This is a genomic window from Rhizobium sp. S163 (assembly GCF_030380805.1).
In the GTDB taxonomy this organism is placed as follows: domain Bacteria; phylum Pseudomonadota; class Alphaproteobacteria; order Rhizobiales; family Rhizobiaceae; genus Rhizobium.
Genome location: NZ_JAUDSA010000014.1, coordinates 1 through 17,928, shown reverse-complemented (window position 1 = coordinate 17,928; position 17,928 = coordinate 1). Strand labels below are relative to the sequence as shown.

17 protein-coding genes are annotated in these 17,928 nt (G+C 58.1%); 12 read left to right on the top strand and 5 right to left on the bottom strand.

The annotated features are described in order from the left end of the window. Positions 1-156: 156 nt before the first annotated feature. The 3 genes from traG to QTL96_RS12910 are packed head-to-tail and all read right to left on the bottom strand — an operon-like array spanning position 157 to position 2,717. Positions 157-2,214 carry a Ti-type conjugative transfer system protein TraG gene (traG, locus tag QTL96_RS12920; RefSeq protein ID WP_289727925.1) on the bottom strand — a complete coding sequence of 686 codons (2,058 nt, stop codon included), beginning with the start codon at positions 2,212-2,214 and terminating at the stop codon, positions 157-159. Further along, entirely contained in the window at positions 2,207-2,422 is a 216-nt protein-coding gene (traD, locus tag QTL96_RS12915; RefSeq protein WP_112973108.1) for a conjugal transfer protein TraD, read from the bottom strand. The genes traG and traD overlap by 8 nt, the downstream gene beginning before the upstream one ends. Positions 2,423-2,426: 4 nt before the next feature. Next, positions 2,427-2,717 (bottom strand): TraC family protein, encoded by a 291-nt coding sequence (locus QTL96_RS12910; RefSeq protein WP_289727924.1) that lies wholly within the window; start codon positions 2,715-2,717, stop codon positions 2,427-2,429. A gap of 328 nt (positions 2,718-3,045) precedes the next feature. On the opposite strand from QTL96_RS12910, the gene traA reads away from it, so the two are divergent. The 12 genes from traA to QTL96_RS12850 all read left to right on the top strand — a co-directional run bounded on the left by traA (position 3,046) and on the right by QTL96_RS12850 (position 16,051). Further along, complete coding sequence (gene traA / locus QTL96_RS12905; RefSeq protein WP_289727923.1) at positions 3,046-6,357, top strand: Ti-type conjugative transfer relaxase TraA; 3,312 nt, start codon at positions 3,046-3,048, stop codon at positions 6,355-6,357. Next, positions 6,354-6,917: a conjugative transfer signal peptidase TraF gene (gene traF / locus QTL96_RS12900; protein ID WP_289727922.1), complete on the top strand. Its 564-nt coding sequence runs from the start codon at positions 6,354-6,356 to the stop codon at positions 6,915-6,917. Before traA ends, traF begins: the two co-directional genes overlap by 4 nt. Continuing rightward, entirely contained in the window at positions 6,907-8,073 is a 1,167-nt protein-coding gene (locus tag QTL96_RS12895; RefSeq protein WP_289727921.1) for a conjugal transfer protein TraB, read from the top strand. Before traF ends, QTL96_RS12895 begins: the two co-directional genes overlap by 11 nt. Before the next feature lie 14 nt (positions 8,074-8,087). Beyond that, positions 8,088-8,693 (top strand): TraH family protein, encoded by a 606-nt coding sequence (locus QTL96_RS12890; RefSeq protein WP_289727920.1) that lies wholly within the window; start codon positions 8,088-8,090, stop codon positions 8,691-8,693. Between the two features lie 12 nt (positions 8,694-8,705). After that, positions 8,706-8,918, top strand: a complete 213-nt coding sequence (locus tag QTL96_RS12885; protein WP_289727919.1) for a hypothetical protein — start codon at positions 8,706-8,708, stop codon at positions 8,916-8,918. Between the two features lie 175 nt (positions 8,919-9,093). Beyond that, positions 9,094-9,462, top strand: a complete 369-nt coding sequence (locus QTL96_RS12880) for a transcriptional regulator (RefSeq protein ID WP_289727918.1) — start codon at positions 9,094-9,096, stop codon at positions 9,460-9,462. Between the two features lie 326 nt (positions 9,463-9,788). Next, positions 9,789-10,793 carry a LacI family DNA-binding transcriptional regulator gene (locus QTL96_RS12875; protein ID WP_289727917.1) on the top strand — a complete coding sequence of 335 codons (1,005 nt, stop codon included), beginning with the start codon at positions 9,789-9,791 and terminating at the stop codon, positions 10,791-10,793. 63 nt (positions 10,794-10,856) lie between these two features. Next, positions 10,857-12,218, top strand: a complete 1,362-nt coding sequence (locus QTL96_RS12870) for a sugar ABC transporter substrate-binding protein (protein ID WP_289727916.1) — start codon at positions 10,857-10,859, stop codon at positions 12,216-12,218. 72 nt (positions 12,219-12,290) lie between these two features. Beyond that, complete coding sequence (locus QTL96_RS12865) at positions 12,291-13,229, top strand: sugar ABC transporter permease (protein WP_289727915.1); 939 nt, start codon at positions 12,291-12,293, stop codon at positions 13,227-13,229. Next, positions 13,222-14,070: a carbohydrate ABC transporter permease gene (locus tag QTL96_RS12860; RefSeq protein ID WP_289727914.1), complete on the top strand. Its 849-nt coding sequence runs from the start codon at positions 13,222-13,224 to the stop codon at positions 14,068-14,070. The genes QTL96_RS12865 and QTL96_RS12860 overlap by 8 nt, the downstream gene beginning before the upstream one ends. Positions 14,071-14,096: 26 nt before the next feature. After that, entirely contained in the window at positions 14,097-15,296 is a 1,200-nt protein-coding gene (locus QTL96_RS12855; RefSeq protein ID WP_289727913.1) for a glycoside hydrolase family 172 protein, read from the top strand. A 500-nt stretch (positions 15,297-15,796) separates the two neighbouring features. After that, complete coding sequence (locus tag QTL96_RS12850; RefSeq protein WP_289727912.1) at positions 15,797-16,051, top strand: hypothetical protein; 255 nt, start codon at positions 15,797-15,799, stop codon at positions 16,049-16,051. A gap of 373 nt (positions 16,052-16,424) precedes the next feature. Here QTL96_RS12850 and QTL96_RS12845 read toward each other — a convergent pair whose 3' ends face one another. Together QTL96_RS12845 and QTL96_RS12840 are read right to left on the bottom strand one after the other, a co-directional pair. Then, positions 16,425-17,147: a hypothetical protein gene (locus QTL96_RS12845; RefSeq protein ID WP_289727911.1), complete on the bottom strand. Its 723-nt coding sequence runs from the start codon at positions 17,145-17,147 to the stop codon at positions 16,425-16,427. Positions 17,148-17,258: 111 nt separating this feature from the next. Next, a partial coding sequence (locus tag QTL96_RS12840) for an IS66 family transposase (protein WP_289727910.1) occupies positions 17,259-17,928 on the bottom strand: 670 nt, incomplete at its 5' end.

Genomic DNA, 17,928 nt, shown 5'->3' with positions numbered 1-17,928 from the left:
AGCCGATGCCGCAAGCGCTGGGCCAAGCTCCCGACTTTAGCCGCCGGAAGAAAAATGCGGATGAAAATCCAAGAGAGAAAGTTTGGGCGGACATCAGATCTACCGTCAGTTTATCTGCAAGTTGTAGGCGTCAACTTCGTGCCAGCGTCCGCCAATCTAAATGTGTTCGCGCCCACTCTGATATGGCGCCTCGGCATTTGCAGCCTGCGCGCAGTCTGCAGTCGCCGCATCGATGAGATGACTAGTGACCTTTCTGATAGCCGTTCTAGCCGTTCCATCGGCCCTGGCGCTTTCTTGTCGGTTGCCAATATCCTCAGCGAACCGGCCAGGCGTCACCGATGCACGCATGTCTGAGCGCCTGAACCAGATCGCGCGGCCACAACGCAGCGGGGGATTGCCGGCGGTAAAGACGATCTGCTCATCCGCGCGCATGCGCAAAACCTCATGCGGCTGGATCAGAGGACGGGGAGCAAGCTGCCTGGAACGTGTGCGCGAGGATCCGCGCGGCTGGCTGCTTCGGCTGACCTGTTCAATCTCGACCGTGGTCATGCCGCACCGGTGCGAAATATAGTCGGCCGTTTCAGGATCGTTGATCGCCGAGAACGAAATCCAGCTGGCACTCTCGAACCATTTACTGGAAGCATCGCGGCCGCCATAGGTTTCCCGCATCTGCCCGATCGACTGGTAGATCATCGTCAGGGTGATCCCATATTTTCGGCCAGCATCGCGCGCGGTCTCGAGAATGCGCATGTAGCCAAGACGGGCAACCTCGTCGAGGAGGAACAAGGCGCGGCCGCCCATCTTGCCATCGCTGTTATAGATGGCATTCAAGAACGAGCCGATGATCACACGCGCCAGGCCGGCATGCGTCTCAAGGGTCTTGAGATCGATATTGATGAAGACGTCGGTATTGCCCTTCGCAATGGCGTCCGTCGTGAAGCTTGAGCCCGAAACCAGCGCCGCGTAGTTCGGGTAGGAAAGCCAATGCGTTTCCTTGATGGCGTTGGCATAGACACCACTGAAGGTCTCGGGCGTCATGTTGACGAAGGCGGCAACGTTCTCGCGCACGAACTGCGACGTTGACCCGTCATAGATGTCCTGGAGCCGCTGGCGGAGCTTCGGTTCGGGCTCGGAGAGATTGGCGCGAACCCGACGAAGTGTCTGATGCTCTTTTTCCGTATGGCCGGACAGGCAGACATCGGCAATGATCGCGGTCAGCAACTGCAGGCCGGAGGCGCGAAAGAAATCGTCGCGCACGCCTGAGGCACGGCCGCTTTCGCTCATGATCCAGGAGGCGACGGCTGCGATGTCTTCCTCCTTCGTGCCCCCGAAACAACCGATCCAGTCAAGGACGTTGACGCCGACCTCCGGGCGTTTCGCGTCGAGCACGAAGACATCGCGACCGGCGTTTCGGCGATGCTCAGTCACCATGGGGGCGACTTCGTTTGAGGGATCGAGCACGACCAGCGTCCCGCCCCATTTCAGGGCGGTCGGGATCGTCACCGAGGTCGTCTTGAAGCCGCCCGAACCGGCAAAGACAATGCCATGCGAAGAACCGAAGCTGCCATCGAAACAAAGAAGCGAGGATCTTCCACCTGCACCCCAGGTCTCTTTGCTGTCTGCGCGAAACGATCGGGCGGCGACACTGTCGAGGTCAACCCGGTAGCCTTCGCCGACGACGATGCCACCAATGGCGGGAAAAAGTCTTGCCGCCTCCGTCATCTTCATCCACTCGGCTTGACCATGAAGCGCCCGTCTCCCGACAATCCGCCTGGGTGTCGGCCGGGCAAAGGCGGGATTGCCAACAAATGCGACGCGCAAAGCGAAACTCCCCACGATTATGACCGCTGCGGCGCCGCATAGGGTAGCCGGATCGAGATCAGACAAGAGGGACTGAGTGTTCGTCACGTGCTCTGGCAAACCCGCAAGACGGATCCATTCCCGCGCCGTCGCAATCGCAATTGTCACAGTGGCGCCCATCACAACACCCCATCCGGCGAAGCGAATGGCAATCGCGCCTGCGGTGGCGAACAGAAACGTCACACCAGCGAGTGCCGCACCGACGTAGGGCAATGCGATACCGATACGCGCGAGTGCGAGGTGCCCGGCCTCTGTCGTTGCGAAAGAGGCCAGCCATTGTTCACCCTCTGAAAGGCCCTTGGTGGTGGCGATCATCGCAAGGCAAGGTGCCGCGAAAAGTGCGAGCTTATGCATCGTCCTTGCCGAAGGCTTCCTCGCCGATGGCCGTCAGACGTTGCCGTTCACCGTCGTCAACCTCCAGACGCTTTCGAAGATCAATCAGCGCGCCAAGCAGGAGCGATCGCATTTCGGTTCGAAGCCCGGCCTTGACGACCAGGCCACCCAGTTCGATCTTGTCGCGCGTTTCCTTCTTGCGCGCCTGGAACGTCTTGACTTTGCGCATGCGTTCAACCCTCGCCAATGTTGCTTTGAGCCGCACCAGTTAAGAACGAGGACGCCGCTGGAGCGTCGGCTGCGGCTTCCCTCCCCCAGGCGTTGACGGCAAGTCTTGCCCTTCGAAACCGCCTCACCAGATCCAGGAACGCCCTTTGCAGATCGCCCTCGTCGATCGACAGATCCCCAATGCCGGCTTTCAGCGCAATGCGGCCGATGCGCTCGGCCTCGCGGCTCTCGGCCCGTTTCAACTGCTCCTGGAGCCGCGCGATTTCTTCGCGGATTCTCGCAGATGGTTTCGTCATGTCAGGTCGGTCCTTTCGTGGCGCTTCTGGTTTGAGCGGCATGACAGTCCCGTAGATCAGCGTGCCGTTCTACTCGCAGATGTGTGGGTTGGCGCAATCAACCCGGAGGGGCATGATCCATTGCGTCTCGAAGGAGCGGATCTGAAAGTCGTGATTGGAGCTGACCACCACGGCGCTCTGCCTCATTCCTTCGCCGTAAATTGTCTGCCTCAAGCGCCTCAGCTCGGATGGGCACGCTCATCTTGCCGTCGCCCGGCCATTGCCGAGCCATCGCCTTCACCGCTCGCGACAAACGCCTGGATCTCTTATGCAATCAGGAGCCGCCTCCGTGCCTGTCCCGCATTTTTCCGTCAACGTCGTCGCACGCAGCTCCGGCCGCAGTGCGGTCCTGTCGGCGGCATACCGGCATTGTGCAAAGATGACGTTCGAGCGGGAGGGACTGCTGGTCGACTATTCTCGAAAGCAGGGTCTGATCCACCAGGAGTTCGCGGTTCCGCCCAACGCGCCCGAATGGCTGAAGGATCTGGTTGCCGGTCAACCGGTTGCTGCTGCCTCCGAGCGGTTCTGGAACAAGCTCGAAGACTTCGAAAGGCGCCAGGACGCGCAGCTCGCCAAGGACCTCACGATCGCCTTGCCGCGAGAGCTCGACGTAAAGCAGAACATCGCCCTCGTGCGTGACTTCGTCGATTGCCATGTCACCACCCGGGGAATGATTGCCGATTGGGTCTGTCATGATGCTCCCGGCAATCCGCATGTGCATATGATGACAACGTTGAGGCCGCTCACCGAAGATGGCTTCGGCGCGAAAAAGGTTCCGGTTCTTGACGCTCGAGGAAATCCGCTGCGAAGCGAGGCCGGCAAGATCGTCTATGAGCTATGGGCCGGTGGCCTCATGGAATTTAACGCGCTTCGTGACGGCTGGTTTGCCTGCCAGAACAGGCATCTTGCCCTTGCAGGCCTCGACATCCGTATCGACGGCCGATCCTTCGAGAAACAGGGCATCGATCTGTCACCCACCATCCATCTTGGTGTTGCAACAAGGGCGATTGAACGCAAGGCTCATGAAACGGGCAAGCAAGTCCTGCTCGAACGGTGCGATCTACAGAAGGAGCTGCGGGCAGAAAACGCCCGGCGCATCGCGCTCAAACCCGGCATCGTTCTCGACCTCATCACCCGCGAAAGAAGTGTTTTCGACGAACGAGACGTGACGAAGGTACTTCATCGCTACATCGATGACGCTGTGCTTTTCCAAAACCTGATGGTTCGCATCCTCCAGGACCCACAGACACTGAGGCTCGATCGCGAGCGCATCGACTTTTCCGCTGGACAGCGCATACCTGCGAAATACACGACCAGAGAGCTCATCCGCCTTGAAGCAGAAATGGCCAACCGCGCGATCTGGCTTTCGAAGCAGTTCTCGCACGGCGTGCGCAAAGTGGCGCTGGAAACCGTCCTGGCACGCCATCAGCAACTCTCAGACGAACAGAGGACGGCAATTGAGCATGTGGCAGGCGGCGAACGGGTTGCAGCCGTCATTGGCCGTGCCGGCGCTGGCAAGACGACGATGATGAAGGCGGCACGAGAGGCGTGGGAAGCTTGCGGATACCGTGTCGTCGGCGGTGCTCTTGCCGGTAAGGCGGCCGAGGGGCTGGAGAAGGAGGCAGGGATCAGATCCCGTACATTGTCCTCCTGGGAACTGCGATGGAAACAGGACCGCAACAAACTCGACGGCAAGACGATCTTTGTTCTCGATGAAGCCGGAATGGTCTCCTCACGTCAAATGGGTGATCTCGTCGAGACCGTTGCGAAGAACGGCGCCAAGCTGGTCCTTGTCGGCGATCCCGAACAGCTTCAGCCGATCGAGGCGGGGGCCGCTTTCCGGGCGATATGCGATCGCATCGGTTATAGCGAAATCGAGACGATTTACCGGCAGCGCGAGCAATGGATGCGGGATGCCTCGCTTTGCCTTGCCCGCGGTAATGTGGCTCGCGCGCTGGAAGCCTATCGATCGCAAGGAAGACTGATTGGCGCGAAGCTCAAGACTGACGCAATCTCAAATCTGATTGCCGACTGGGACCGCGATTATGATCCTGCGAAGTCCTCGCTGATCCTTGCGCACCTGCGCCGCGACGTCCGCAAACTGAACGAGTTGGCACGCCAAAAGCTCGTCGAGCGCGGCCTGGTCAATGAAGGCTCTGCATTCAAGACCGCCGACGGCTTGAGGACGTTTGCTGCCGGAGACCAGATCGTGTTCCTGAAGAACGAAGGCAAGCTCGGCGTCAAGAACGGCATGTTGGGCAAGGTCATCGAGGCTGGTGCCGGTCGCATCGTCGTCGGTTTCGGTGGAGGCAACGATCAGCGCCAGATCACCGTCGAAGAGCGCTTCTACAACAATATCGATCATGGCTACGCGACCACGATTCACAAGAGCCAGGGTGCAACGGTCGATCAGGTCAAGGTCCTCGCCTCCCTCTCGCTCGATCGACACCTGACCTATGTTGCCATGACCCGTCACCGCCAGGATCTCGACGTCTATTTCAGCGAGCGATCATTCGCCAAGGCTGGTGGGCTTGTCCAACTGCTGTCGCGGAAGAACGCCAAAGAGACGACGCTCGACTATGCCGATCGTGGCTTTTACCGCCAGGCGCTGCAGTTTGCCGAAGCCCGAGGTCTGCATCTGGTCAATGTCGCCCGCACGCTTGTTCGCGACCGTCTCGAATGGACGCTGCGCCAGAAGCGGAGCCTTGCCGATCTTGGCCTGCGACTTGCCGCCGTTGGCGTTCGGCTTGGCGTTGTCGCCTCGTCTTCCAGAAACCAGTCCGCGAACACGACCAGGAGCGCAAGACCGATGGTGTCAGGCATCACGACCTTTCCGAAATCGATCGAACAGTCTGTCGAGGACAGACTTGCGGCTGACCCCGCACTCCAGAAGCAGTGGGAGGATGTTTCCACCCGCTTTCATCTGGTCTATGCCCGGCCGGATGCTGCGTTCAGGGCCATCAACGTCGATGCGATGCTGACCGACGATGCTTTGGCCGCCTCTATCCTGTTTAGCATCGCCAACGAGCCGCAAAGCTTCGGCGCGCTGAAGGGGCAGACCCGAATGTTCGCAGGCAAGGCCGAGCGGAAGGCGCGCGAGGTCGCTCTTTCCAACGTGCCTGCCCTGTCGCGCAACCTCGAGCGCTTCATCGAGATGCGGGCGGCGGCCGAGCGGAAGTATCGGGCAGAAGAGCACGCGACCCGTAGGACCATGTCGATCGACATACCGGCACTGTCGGCGAGTGCAAGATCGGCGCTTGAACGTGTCCGCGACGCCATCGACCGTAACGACCTGCCCGCGCGGCTTGAATATGCGCTTGCCGACAAGATGGTGAAAGCGGAACTCGATGGCTTTGCGAAAGCCGTCGCAGACCGGTTCGGCGAACGAACCTTCCTGGGCATTGCGGCAAACGCGGCCAACGGTGAGGCCTGTCGGGCGCTCACTGCCACGATGCACGAAACGCAAAAGTCGGAAGTCCAATCGGCCTGGAGTGTCATGCGCACCGTTCAGCAGTTGGGCGTCCATGAACGGGCGACCGAGGCAGTCAGGCAGTCTGAAGCAATGCGCCAGGCAAGCGCTAAGGGTCTCTTACTGAAATGAGAAGCCTTGCCACCCAGTCCAACGCCACACTGAGATCAAGGCGGAGGCCCCGGATCGCCCTTCTCCTCATCTCGATCCCGGCTGCCGCGAGTGCTTTGGCCTTCACGCTTGACCTTCGCATCAATTTTACCCCGAGCGAACCGCTCGGCATCTGGCGCATTCATCCGCTCGTGCGACCAGTCAAGGTCGGCGATTTGGTCTTCGTCTGCCCGCCACAGACCGCTGACATGGCAGAGGCACGCGGCCGCGGATACCTGCGAGCCGGACTTTGCCCGGGCGGCTATGCTCCGCTGATCAAGGCGATCGCAGCGACCTCCGGCCAGAGGATCGACATCGGCCGGCATGTGCACATCGACGGACGGGAACTGCCGCACTCGTCGCTGGCTTCTAAAGACGGCAAGGGTCGGATACTAAGCGCCTTCGCTGGAGGGACGGTCCCGGCAGGACAGGTGTTCATCCATTCGAGCTTCGCAGGATCGTTCGATTCCCGATATTTCGGGCCGGTTCCAGCGTCTGGCATCCTCGGATTTGCATCGGAGGTGCTCACCTATGCGCCGTGAACATCTTTTCGACGTGGCACTGGTCGCATCGGCAATCGTCACCGGCATGGTCGCCTGGAGTGGCGAGCCGTTGGCTCTTCCATTGTCGATGGCCTTCCCGATGATCTGGTCGCTCACGCGAAACAGGCTTATGGCCGCCGCAGTTTCTGCCGCATATTTTCTGGCGGCGTCGCGCGGGCTTCCGCAGGGTGTCGCAGCGTACTATGGCGCGGATCTCCTGCCAGGCTTTTTGCTGTGGCTGACGGCTTCCTCGGGATTTGTCGCCATCCACGCACTCTTCTGGACGCCCAGATCCGGCGTCCGGCGCGCGAGCCGCTACGGCGCAATCATGCTTTTGATGGCAGTGCCACCTTTCGGCATACTCGGCTGGGCTCATCCCCTGACGGCAGCCGGCATTGTTTTTCCTGCGTGGGGATGGACGGGGTTAGTTGCGATGGCCGCAGGTCTTGTCGCCATGACGACCAGGCTTCGCCTGGTTGCAAGCGTCACCATGACCGGCTTGTGGCTCTGGTCCGCCATGAATTGGACGACACCTGACCGACCAACCGCCTGGCAAGGTGTCGACCTGTTACTTGGTTCATCGCTGGGGCGCAAATTTGATCCAGGCCGGCATTACCTGCTCGTCAGAGAAGCGAAGGCGGCTGGACGTTCGGATCGTGATGTCGTCATCCTCCCTGAAAGCGCGATCGGCTTTTGGAACCCAACGGTCGAGCGGCTTTGGGTTCGCGCATTGCGCGGATCCGGTTTGCGGGTGCTGGCTGGCGCCACTGCGATCGATGAGCACGGCTATGACAACGTGCTTGTAGAAATTTCCGCCGACGGAGGGCGCATTGCCTACCGTCAGCGAATGCCTGTCCCGGGATCGATGTGGCAGCCCTGGCTGGTGCTGACTGGAGAGATTGGTGGAGCACAGGCCCATCTCTTTGCAAACCCGATTACCGAGGTCGCAGGCTCGCGGGCAGTCATACTCATTTGCTACGAGCTCCTGATCGTTTGGCCGATCATCCAGTCAATGCTCTACGACCCGGAGGAGTTCGTTGCTGTCGGTAACGGCTGGTGGACCAGAGGCACCACCATCGTCGCCATACAGCGCGCCAGTGCCGTTGCCTGGTCACGCCTCTTTGCAAAGCCTCTCGTCTTGTCCTTCAACATGTAGCAGAGGAGCCGTTGATGCTGGACGCCGCACTCATCAAGGAATGTTCCGATCGATCGCTTAAACCCGCCATCGTTGAGCAGTTCATCAACGCCGCCGGCTCAAAGGATCCCCTTGCTGTTACGGTCAAGGCCGGAAGCCGGCTGATACTTTTTCCGAAGCCGAAGACTGCCGAGGAGGCTCTTGGGATCATCCGTGAAAATGTTGGCCATGCGGTCGTCCGCGTAGGTTTGACGCAGCTGCCCGCAGGCGTCGGCTTGAACGATCCGGCGCAGCTTCAATCCGATCTGGTCGATCCCTGCAAGAACCTGAAAGTTGGTACGGCAATGTTTGCCAAGGTGCTGCGCATCGTTGCCAAATGGTATGGCAACCCCAGAGACGATGTCTTCCCGCAGGTGTTCGAGGATGCAATCTACGCCTGGCGGAGCGGAAGGTTTGAAGGCGACAACGTGTTTCAAGCTGAAGATGTCGCCGGCGACGCTCAGGTTTCCCCGAGCGTTGGCCGCAGTGAGGAGGAAGAGGCCGGAGCCAGCTCGAGCAATACGTCAGAGCGAGAAGCCTTCGCTTATCCTGAAAACGCCGAAATGAGGATCGACATATCACGCATAAACGGCCGGGAGTGAGCGATGTGAACCATGAATCAACTCGCCTGCCACCCGGCGGCGACCCATCAAGCATTCATTTGTTCGAATGGCGTTGGCTTTGTTGCCAACGCATCTGGACAATGGCATGATGAGATGGTTGCAGCGATCCTTATAGAACGTTCCAAGACTGTGCTGCCCGACGGAGCGATCGTCGCGATCGTTATTTGGAAGGTGCCGGAGCCAGTTCCCGGCAGTGCCCATTAGTTCAAGTACAGACTGTTTTACGGTCAGGACGGGCAACGTGTCGTGGGTTCGATAATGAACGAGGCAAGGGCGATCATTGTCACGTTGATGGTGACGAGATCCCTTATCTGTTTACGACAACCAGTACCCTCCTGTCCGATTTTCGAAGGGAGATTGTCAAGAGGAGGCGGTTAACATGAGAGAAGCCTTGATCCAGATCCGGGCAGACAGTGACGCTGTACTGGACGAAATCTTCGATAGGGCTGCTGGTGCAATGCGTTCTGGACATCCCTCTGACCCAGTGGCGGTCTTTACGTTCTCGTCGCCGGCACAGCTCTTTTCCATTATCTCGCCCAAGAGGTGGGAACTGATCGAGCACCTTCAAAAGATTGGTCCGTCCAGCATACGCGGGCTTGCTCGGTCCGTTGAGCGGGATGTGAAACGCGTTCATGATGACGTTTCGTTGCTGTCCGAATGGGGTATTTTCCAGCTAACAGAGGATGGGAAGGTCTGCGTTCCCTACGACGTGATCCACGCTAACTTCGATCTGAGGGCAGCGGCCTGACCAGGCGACGATGCGTGCGGCGGCGGCCGGGAGCTCCTTGAGCCCCTTTCACTGTGAGCTCCATAATCGCTTCCACCCAATCAATCGCTTGAACATTGAATCCTCAGCGGGTGAAGCGTGGCGCGCAATTTGGTGTCCCCGGCGTGGGAAATGCGGCCGTGCTTATCATCGAACCACACTAGAAATGGCGCGGCGTCAATCCGAAGCTGGCTCCGTAGGCTCGTAAACACATCGAGCGGCCGGGCTATCAACCGCATCCCAAGCTCAGCCATTCTTAGATTGCAAATCGATTTGCAAATCGATTTTTTCTATGTTTTACTCATCTCATGAGCACAATCGCGAAGGTCGCAAAACGAGCTGGAGTATCGCCGACGACGGTGTCGCACGTGTTGAACCATGCTGATCGAGTTTCTCAGTCTCTGCGAGAACGCGTGCTGGTCGCCATCGAAGAACTCGGATACGTGCCAAACCCTCAGGCTCAGTCCCTGCGAACCGGGCGGACCAATCTTGTGGCAATGCTGATCCCGGATATCCGCAACCCTTTTTATCCAGAACTCGTCAAGACCGCACAATCGGAGCTTGAGACGGCTGGTCTGGACATGCTGATCTTCAACACCGATGTGCCGGGCGGCCACTCCCAGGAACACAGTCGCGAATATATGCGTCAAATCCGCAACCGCCGGATTGACGGCCTGATCGTCGGCGATTTCGCGTTGCACGGCATGCATAGCGACCTCGTCAACATCGACATTCCAACGGTCTTCATCGGCGACCTGCCAAATCAGGCCGTAGACAACCTCAAGATCGACGACTTCGGCGGAGGTCGACTGATGGGAGAGTATGTCGCCTCAAAAGGCCATCGGCGGGTCGCCCACGTGACCGGCCCATCATTCTTCGCCGAAGCGATGGCGAGGGCTGAGGGTTTCGAACAAGGATTGCGCGACGGTGGCGTTGATCCCATCGACGACCTTCGGTTCGAAGGTACTTATCTCGCCCCTTCAGGCAAGGCAGCAGTCGAGTGGCTTCTCGATCGCCACGGCGATGACCTTCCCTCATTGGTATTCTTTGCGAACTTTCTGATGGCTTCTGCAGCGCTCGCTGAATTTTACGATCGCGGGATAAGCATCCCACGCGACATGGCGGTGGCCGTGTTCGGCGATCAGGCGCAGCTTGAATATGTGAGGCCCAAGTTGACCCGTGTTGGTCGCTCGCCATCTGTGCTGGCGCAACGCGCGACCGAGATGTTGCTGGAACGCCTTTCTGGAAAATACGACGGACCCGCGCGTTCCGAGGTCATAGCCTGCGATCTTCAGCCTTTCGATACCGCATGAGGAATTGGTTCACGCGGACCGGATGAGGAGCCGGATCCGCCAGGTCATTATGGGAGGATAAAAATGACTGACACCAAGAACGAACGATTTGGTATTTCGCGCCGTCATCTGATCAAGCGCAGTGCATTGATCGCGGGAACCGGGCTTGCAGCGAGCATAGGCGGCTTCCCGTACATCAATAGACTGGCGGTGCGCGCCCAGGAAGCTCCCTTGAAGTTCTGGCAGTTCTACGCGCCGGGCGGCCAGGTGGCCAGTCAGGTCGACTGGTTCACGAAGATGATCAGCGACTGGAATGACAGCCACGACCAGAAGGTCGAACTCGAATACGTTCCGAACGCGGAATATATCAATGGCCCGAAACTCGCGACATCCTTTGCTTCAGGCGAAGGGCCGGACGTCTTTCTCATCTCGCCTGGCGACTTTCTGCGCTACTACAATGGCGGCGTCCTTCAGGATCTGACACCCCATATCGACGATTCAACGAAAGCCGATTTCCCGGAAAGCGTAATTGCCAACCGGATGGTCGACGGGAAGATCTATGGCATCCCCATGGAAGTCGAGCCAATGGCTATGTACTACTCGGTCAAGGCATTTGAGGAAGCGGGGCTCAACGAGAATGACGTCCCGAAGACCTGGGACGAGCTGCTTGAAGTCGCCAAGAAGCTGACGACACCCAATCGGTACGGCGTGCTATTTGAGACACAGCCGGGCTACTACCAGAATTTCACCTGGTATCCTTTCCTCTGGCAAGGCGGCGGCGAGTTCCAGGGAAAGGATGGCAAGAGCGCGTTTGACTCTCCTGCGACCGTTCAGGCGCTGAAGTTCTGGCAAGATGCCGTCAAGAGTGGTGCAGCGCCACGCCAGGTGCTTGGAAACGGCGCAAACGACACTGTTGCCAATCTTGCGGCCGGCTACTGCGCCATTCAAAACGTCGGTATCTGGGGCATCTCTCAGCTCGCCGGAAATGCCAAGGACTTCAAGTACGGCGTCTTCAAGCTGCCGACGCCTGCAAACGGCAAATATTTGACCGTCGGGGGTGGCTGGGCCTTTGTTGCCAATGCCAAAAGCAAGAACCCCGATGCGGCTGCGCAGTTCTGCGCCTGGGCGTTGGCATCGATGGACAAGGGATCGGTTCAGCGTGTCGCCGACTGGTGCACAAAGGCAAAGTCCGACATGCCGCCGCGCAACAGCGCATTGAAGGCCGGTGGCGATGCCTTTGAGAAAGGCAATATCGGGATCTTCGCCAAGAACATCCACCCCGGTACGCGAGCAGAACCACGCGTTCCGCCGGAAGTCTACAAGATCATCTCCGACGCTATCCAGCAGACCCAGCTTGGCGGTGCGGATCCGCAACAAACGGAAACGGCTGCATCCCAGCAGCTCGACGCCTTCCTTGCGTCTTACAGCGGCGCCCCGATCCTCTAGTCGAAAGGCAACCGCCGTACGCCTCCAAAACGTGCGGCGGTCATTCAAGAGGACATTCAAGAGATGTCAATTATGGATATAGGCACCAGGACAAACCAGCGCCGGCCCAAGGCGCATAAAGGCTTGTCGGCCAAGCACCGGGAATGGATCGCTGGGTACCTCTTCGTCGCCCCTGACGCGATCGGGTTGCTCGTGTTTCTCGGCCTGCCGATGGCTTTATCGTTGTTTCTCGCGCTCTATGAAGTCAACGGCTTTGGCGGTTATCGCTTCGTGGGCATGGCCAACTTTGTGCGAATGGCCCACGATCCGCTATTCTGGTCGTCTGCGCGGGTCACAGCGCTTTATGCGGCAATCCTGGTGCCTCTTCTTTATGGTTGCGGTCTCGGACTTGCACTTCTGGTGCAAAAAACCAACCGCTTCAATGCTGTCATGCGCTCGATGTTCTTTGCCCCTCACATGGTGAGCCTTGTCGTGGTGGCGCTCGTCTGGCAATTCATGGTGGTCGACAAGATCGGCGTCATCAACAAGGTTACGCCTTTCCTGGGAATCGATGGTATTTCCTTTCTCGGCGATCCGCAGTTTGCTCTGCTGACCGTCGTTTTCGTCAGCCTGTGGTTTCTGATGGGCTTTTACATGCTGATCTTTCTCGGCGGCCTCCAGGACATACCGCGGGAATATTATGAGGCCGCCACCATCGACGGCGCGGGCCCGGTCGCCTGCTTCTGGTACATCACGCTCCCGCTTTTGAAACCAACGAGCTTCTTCGTGATCATGGTTTCGATGGTTGCGGCTGTCGCCGGTTCCCAAGCCTTCGATATCATCTACGTTATGACCAAGGGCGGGCCGGCCAACTCGACGTCAGTTCTGATTGTCTACATCTATCAACAGGCCTTCGCGTTCGGCGCATTCGGCTACGCGGCTGCAATGTCGTCGATTCTGGTGGTCGTTTTGATGCTTGTGACCGCAATCTTCTTCGTCATGACGAAAGGAGGCCGTTTCGACCATGACTAGGCAAAACACCTATTCATATTCCACACGATCCCAAGTGACGCTGGTGCGCATTGTCTGGATGGCCGTGACCGCAGTACTTGCACTAATGACGCTGTTTCCGCTTCTGTGGATGGTGTCGATTGCATTCAAGACGCCGGCTGAATCCTTCTCTGCAAATCTCATCCCGTCACAGCCGACATTTGAGAACTTTACCTACGTCCTGACCGGCGTGCCGTTCGTGCGCTACATGCTGAACAGCTTCTTTGTCTCTGCGACCGTCACGGTCGTTGCATTGTTCTTTCACACGATGGCCGGTTACGCGCTTGCCCGATTGCGCTTCCCCGGCCGCGAACTCATCTTCCTAGCGATTTTCTCAACCTTCCTGGTGTCGCTACCCGTCATCATCGTGCCCTTGTTCGTCATTGTCAGGGCAATGGGCATGTTGAACACCTATGCCGGACTGATCATTCCGGCAATCTTTAACGCCTTCGGTATCTTCCTACTAAGACAGTACTACCTTTCGCTGCCACGCGAGATCGAAGAAGCCGCCGTCGTCGATGGCGCCGGTCACTGGCGCATATATTGGAGCATCATCCTGCCACTCAGCCGTCCAATCATGTCGGCTTTGGCGATCCTGTTTTTCCTGGCGAACTGGAACGCATTCCTGTGGCCGTTGACGATCGCCTCCAAGCCCGATCTGTGGGTGGTTCAGGTGGGGATTGCAAATTTCAAGAGCCAGTATTCCGCATCGTGGAACTACATGATGGCGGCATCAACCATCGTGGCGATCCCCACTCTCGTCCTCTTCGTCATCTTCCAGCGACAGATCATGGATTCGCTAAAGACGAGCGGCCTCAAATAGCTTTCTCATTCCAAGAGGAGATTTCAATGACCCAAGCCGGCATCTCGCCGCTCCGCGGCCTCGCCAAGCTGAGAACAGCCAAGACACGCCGTTTTTCGAGCTACGATCGAACGGGAGGAAACGACGATCGGTTGCACATCGAGCCCGGAAAGACAGTGGTGATCGGCGAACACGCCGGCGCAGGTATCGTCACACATATCTGGGCAACGCTTGCCTGTGAAAGCGAGAGCTTCCTGCGCAAGATCGTATTACGCGCTTACTGGGATGGAGAAGCAAACCCCAGTATCGAAGCACCAATCGGTGATTTCTTCGGCATGGGGCATGGGCGGACGGCCAATTATGCCAGCCTGCCGATGCAGGCGAGCCCCGAGGATGGCAAGGCGTTCAACTGCTATTTCCCGATGCCCTTTTCAAGCCACATGAAGTTCACCATCACCAACGAAGCCGAGGATGACCTTCTCTTCTACTATTACATCGACCTGGAACTTCATGACCAACTTGAAGACGGGTTCGGCCGCTTCCATGCCCAGTATCGCCAGGCCCGACCCGAGGGCGAAAGCGAGAGCGGTCTGACCAACGAGCAGTTTCTGTTCGGCGGAGAGACCACCGATGGTTCGGGGAACTACACCATTCTCGACGCAGAAGGTCAGGGACACTACGTGGGTGTTCTGTTCAGCGTATATTCCCGTCGCCGTTCCGATGTCTGGGATTGGTATGGCGAAGGAGACGATATGATCTTCATCGACGGCGAGCCGGGGATGTCTGTGCCTGACACCATAAGAAAGCCAGATCCGCGGATCGGGCCGAAGGCTACGCTGATTGAGCCCCGCGATGTCAGTTCTCAAGGTGCCAACGACGCCTGGCCGCCGACGCTTCACGGAACCGGAACTGAGGATTATTTCAACACTGCCTGGTGCCCGACGCAGGAATACAGCGCTCCCTATCACGGCATCATTGCCGCTGGCGGACCCAACTGGACAGAGCCTGTGTCGCTATATCGCTGGCACATCGAAGATCCGGCGATCTTTCAAAGGCAGATCCGCGTGACAATCGAACACGGTCATGCCAACCGGCGCTCGGATGACATTTCTTCCGTGGCTTTCTGGTATCAATCCGAGCCGCATAAACCGTTCGAGACGCTACCTTCTGCTGCGGATCGCGTACCGACGTTTCGCCGCCCCTACCAGAATTGGGCCGAGGCAGCGAGGAAAGCCAAATCAGAATAGGATGGGTTGGCAACGATCGCTCTCTCTATCCTGGATGCTGGATATCAGCGCTCGGCACTTGGGTTCGCGCCGAGCGCTCGACTTCGCGAAAGGCTTTGTCAGACATTCGAATGCCAAAGCTCTCACGGGGATCGGATCAAGCAAATGCCGATCACAGGCTGAGGTGTATGGGGCGACCCTACGGCAAGGTCTTCACACAGCCTCGTGGGAAACTTGAGCAGCGCCAACGGCTTGAGTGTTCATCGCAGGTAATCTTGACGTCTGGGAGATCGATTTGATCGATTCGGCAATCGCTTGCCCTGCCCTGCCCTGCCCTAGGCTCTTGGACGTGGCTTTGCCATCCACTCTCCGCACAATCCGGCCCACGCAATCGTTCGTCAGGACGCCGAAGAAAATAATTAGGACAGCTGCAGTCAGACGAAGCAACCTCCACTTCCATCCGACGTTATCGGCATACAAGGCCGGCCGGCTGGCTGCGCCCGTCTATGGTGGAGGATGCGATGAAGGAAATTAGTGACTGGCTCGATGAGAATGTGAATGACGAGGTAAACCTCGGCGACGGCGCGGATGTCGGACAACAGGCAGACTTCCTGAGAGCCGAGGCTGAAGCTGCAGGCTACTCTGCTGACGAGCTCAACCGTGCATGTGGCGGCGACATTGCAGAATACATCAGAAACCGCAGAGCAGATGCCGGCGACGGCAAAATAGCGGGCGACGTGTCCCCGATCCTTACGCCCGGCTTCAACCAGCAGTGACCTGAAGCATATCGGCACTCGGCCATCCATGCACACGGTTGATCATCGAAGAGGCGGACCGAATGAGTGCCTCGCACACTTTTCGGTCCACCTTCTTTCGGTCGTAAGCGGTGTTTTCCTCCCATATTGACCAAGCGCGGTAGGCGGTTCTGAGAGCTACCGCTGCAACATCGACGGCCGCAATGCGCCAGCAGCGGACATCTTCGCTAAAGAATGTAGCGTCGTTCTACGGAGCAGGGCAGCGCTGGAGGCGCTCCCCTCGCGCTTCGGGCACGACTTAGCAATTCCTGGAGGGGAACGTTTTTTGCCAGCCATAGCGCGGAGCTGCGCCGCCCGGACTTGGTCCTTGCACTTCTCTCAGCCACGTGGAGCCTTATCTACTCCCGTCGCCAAAAAAATGTGCCTTTGTAATATGGTGTCCAATGAAAGGATCGCTGCTTGACGCCAAGCCGCTTTTCGGTCGTTCGAAGACTTGGCCCTCAGCGTTTAACCATGGTAGGCGCGACCGCAGTCGGTCGCTAACTGGTTCATTGGTGGTTTCAATCTCAAGACTTTTGAACTCTACTCCCCAAAAGGTCTTATCAAGCGCCACGGGATTTATTTCAAAAATAGATTTTGGTTGTCGCTCATCTCGAAACGATACGAAGGCTGGCAGTCGGCCAAAATACTGAAATGGCAGCCGCCCAGATGCTTGAGAGATCACGTGAAGGTCGTCGTCGCTCAAGCCCCCCACGCTATTTTTAACACCTAGTGACCGCAGAACGGCCGTCTCCCAAACCTGGTTTAGTTCGCCCGTCTTCAAATGCTCAATTGGCAAGATAAAGAAGCTGCGCCCGCCTGGCAGATCGAAGATCAAAGCCTCGCCGTAAAGCCGAGTCGCGCCGCCCGCTCCAGACAGACTGTTCTTTACGCGAACATATCTTGCCTCCATAACCGTAGATGCCTGAACAAGCTTATGGTCCACATTCACGGTCGCAATGACACGATAGCGCACCACAGCGACTTCCGAATCCGCACAGCCGAACAAAGGAAGAGCAACTAATCCAGCGAAAGCGCTCCGCCTGACCAACTTACCTAGAATCAGAACGAACTTCACTGTCTCTCACCGTCAGCTTAATCGGGAAGTACTTTTATCAGCGACCGGTGCCTGAATAATGAGGAAGATCAGTACAATTTTCGAAGTCCGCTAAGGGCCGACAGCAGACCCTTAGGGATGTGTTTGCCCAGAGTAATTCCACGGCATAAGCTCGTGAATCCGGCTCTGCTTGTGGCCATTTACGATGGAGGCGAGCGTGGTGGTCAAGTAGGCCAGCGGATCGACCGCATTGAGCTTGCACGTTTCGATGAGCGAGGCGATGGTTGCCCAGTTCTCTGCTCCCGCATCGTGGCCAGCGAAGAGAGAGTTCTTGCGGTTCAGCGCTATCGGCCGAATGGTTCTCTCAACGCTGTTATTGTCGATCTCGATGCGACCGTCGGTCAGGAAGATACACAGGCCATCCCAGAATTTGGCGATATAGGCGATTGCTTCGCCGAGCGGCGACTTTCCAGCGACGCGGGAACGATGAAGCGTCAGCCATGTCCGCATATCGGCGACCAACGGCGCTGACCGTGCCTGCCTTCCAGCGAGGCGGGCGTCGGCGTCGAGACCGCGCAGCTCTGCCTCGATGCGATAGAGTTCGCCGATCCGCTTCACCCCTTCCTCGGCAATCGGCGTCGAGCCGGTGCGGGTGATCTCGACCAGCTTTCGCCGAGCATGCGCCCAGCAATAGGCCAGCCGGATGTCGGACCCGACACGATCTGGCGCGATCAAGCGATTATATCCCGCGTAGCCATCGACCTGAAGGACGCCCGCAAACCCTTGCAATATTCGTTCGGCA